Here is a 3,276-nt window from a genome sequence, read left to right as displayed (position 1 = left end):
CCGGCCTTCACGCCGTTGTTGGCCGTGCCGCCGCCCGCGCCATTGTCGGCAAACACATTGCCGCTTAAGGTGCTGCCGCTGTACAGGCCGAAGTTCTGCGGCGCCGGCGGCGCGTCACCGACTGCGAGTTGAATCACACCGCTCGAGTTCTGGGTGCCTATCCAGCCGGCCGGGTAGGCGGCCGTGATGTCGCTCAGGGTGCTGTTGCCATTCACGATCAGGCAGTAACTGCCTTGCGCCACGCTGGACTGGCTGTAGGCGCCGGTGGAGAGAGTGACCGGTGCCGCCGCCACGGCCGGGCCGGTGCAGATGCCGCCGGACAAAGGCACCAGCTTGACGAACAAGGCGCTGGCACCGCCTATGCCCGACTCGCCGGCGTCCAGGTTGCCGTTGTGATTCACATCGGCATACACGGTGCCCGCGATCAGCCGGCCGGCGGTGCTGGTGACGGGCACCGCGCAGCCCGCGCTCGGCGTGTTGGCCGCGGTACAGCTGGTGGGCGTGGGCGGCGCGGTGCCGCCTGTCGGGTCTACCGAGGCGTAATTGGTAGTCGCCGCATTGCTGGTGGCAGTCACGGTGATCACCACGGCGGATGTGCCGCCGCCTGCGGCAATGCTCCCGCTGTAGTTACAAGTCACCAGCGCGCCGCCGCCGCCGGCTGCCGAGCACGACCAGCCGGTGCCTACGCCGCTCACATAGCTCAGGTTGGCGGGCAGTTGGTCCACGACGCGCGCCGTTGCGCTGGCGGCCGTGCCGCTGTTGGTCACCGTCAGGGTGTAGGCGCTGTTGCTGAAAACCTGCAGCGCGGGACTGGGAGCCGACTTGACCAGGCCCAGGATGACGCTGGTCGGCGTGCTGGTGACCGGCGCGGCGCAACCTGCCGTCGGTGTATTCGCTGCCGTACAGGTGGTGGAGGTCGGTGTGGCGGTTCCGCCTTTAGGATCTACCGCTGCATAGTTGGTCACGCTGGCCGTGCTGGTCGGAGTGGCTGTGATGGTGATCGCCGACGTGCCTCCGCCAGCAGCAATGTTGCCGCTGTAGTTGCAGGTCACCAGTCCACTGGCAGCACTGCAGGTCCAGCCGGTGCCTGTGCCGCTGACATAGGTCATGTTGGCCGGCAACTGGTCCACCACGCGTGCCGTTGTGGTCGCTGCTGTTCCCGTATTGGTCACCGTCAGGGTGTAGGCGCTGTTGTTGCCTACTTGCAAGGCAGGACTTGGTGCTGATTTGACCAGCCCCAGTATGACGCTGGTCACCGTCAGGTTGGCCGAGGCAGCGGCCGCGTTGTTGCCATAGTTGGTTTGCAGCGCCCCGGCAGCAAGGGTGTTGGTGACCGTGCCGGCGGTGTTGCTGGTGACGTTGACGGTCACCGTGCAACTGCCTGCGGCCCCCCCAGGCGTACCCGCGGGAATAGTGCGCGTGGCGGGCAAGCTGACGGAGCCCGCCCCCGCTACGGCGACCACGGCGCCTGAGCCCGTGCAGGTGGTGCTGGCCCCCGGTGTTGCGGCGACCGTCACCCCGGCAGGCAAAGTGTCCGTCAGCGCCGCCGAGAGCGTGGCCGCCGTGGAAACGGTGTTGGCCAGCGTGATCGTCAAGACGCTGGTGTCGCCCTGGAGGATCGTGGCGGGCGAAAACGTTTTGCTCAAAGTCGGCGGCAACACCTGCTCATTGGTGAAGGTGCAGGTGATAGCCGCCGAAAGCGCTGGCGTCGCGCCCGCATCCATCGCGGCGGCGGGAATCGTGATGGTGGACGTGCCTACGGTGACGCTTGAAGCCACCGGGTTGGTGTTGCCTGTAGCGGCCGAATTGGCATCGACGCACTGGATGCTGTTGGTGCGAAACCCTGAAGGAGGCGTTTCCGTGATGGTTTGGGCCACCCCTGCGGCGCCGACATAGTTGACACCCGCGACGGTGGCTGCCGCCGTCACGGACACGGTGCTGTTGTCTGCCGTGGCACCCGCCAGGGTTTTCAGGCCGGTATGGGTAAAAGGAAAATTATTGCTGCCCGTGGTGCCTGCCAGTGTGGTTTTGGTGATTTGCACACGCGGGGACACCCACTGGATCACGACCTCGCCATTGCCGCCGGCCCCATAACCACCGCCTGCGCCGATGCCCGCGCTATAGACAGAATCCGCGGTGTTGGCTGCTGCGCCACCCGTGCCATTGGCTGAGGCGTTGGCGCCAGTGGTGCCGGTCCCGCCGGTCACGCCATTGAGGCGGCCCGAGCCGCCGCCGCCCATGCCATTGGTTTGTGTCCCTTGGCATCGGCCGCCGCCGCCGCCAAAGTAACCGCCCCCACCACCGCCGCCGCCTTCTATTTGATTCGTGTTGGTGCTACCGCCCGTCCCGCCTTGCAACGCGCTACCGGCTGTGGGCGCACTCAGGTTACAGCCTCCGCCGGTCGCCGCCGCGCCACCGGCCGCGGCGGTGCCGCCTTGGCCGCTGGCAGCGCCGCCCAAGGTGCCGCCGTTCAGGCCTCCGCCGCCACCGCCACCGCCACCGGGCGTTCCGACGTCGCCACCGGGTGAGGATCCACCCCCACCGCCGGCGATCACCCTGGCATTAGCCTGGGTGTAGGTCCCGACAAACACCCCCGAGAGCCCGCCACCGCTGCCCCCGTTCGCCGTCGCTTGTCCTGTGCCACCCGCGCCACCACCGCCATAGACGCCGACGGTGTCATCGATTCGCCCGCCCCCGCCGACACGCACTCCCAGCGAGCTGCCTCCAGTGACCGCCAAGGTGCCTTCTGCAAAACCTCCGCCACCGCCACCGTATTGATTGGCGTAATAGGCCTGATTGGAGCCGCCGCCACCGCCGCCCCACGCCTTGATGTAGACCGACGTTATGTTGGCCGGCACGGTAAAAGTCTGGTCGGCGCCGGAGTAAGTGATTCGCGTGCAGTTGGTATAACCCGTGCTCGGTGTGCAAGCCACTTGCCCCGCTTGCGCCGCCGTGCCCACCAGGCCGGCCAGCATGAGCAAGGGCAGCGCGGCCCAGGCGCCCGCTACGGCAGCAGCGAGAGCGCGCAGGATTTTTGCGCAGCGTCGGCGCCACACCGGGGCCGTTGGAAATGAAGGGTTGTGCATCATCGCTACGGCCTTTGTGCACGACCCACTACTGGTCGACCTTGACGCGGTAGGTAACCACCAGCTGCCCGCCCGAGGCCAGCGAGCCGGTGAAAGTCCACTTCAGCGCCCCCTGCGCATTGACCGCCGGTTGCGTCGTCACCGTGCAGCCGGTGATGCCCGTGGGCAGCGAGCCCGGGCAAGTCGCCGA

Annotated in this window: 1 pseudogene; it reads right to left on the bottom strand. The window is 67.4% G+C overall.

Annotated features, from left to right (window positions below):
- Positions 1-3,056, bottom strand: a pseudogene (locus BLQ85_RS24910) (DUF11 domain-containing protein); the annotation flags it as partial.
- Positions 3,057-3,276 lie beyond the last annotated feature (220 nt).

It is taken from the genome of Polaromonas sp. JS666, assembly GCF_900103405.1.
GTDB lineage: Bacteria > Pseudomonadota > Gammaproteobacteria > Burkholderiales > Burkholderiaceae_C > Polaromonas.
This window is presented reverse-complemented; position numbering and strand designations above follow the sequence as displayed.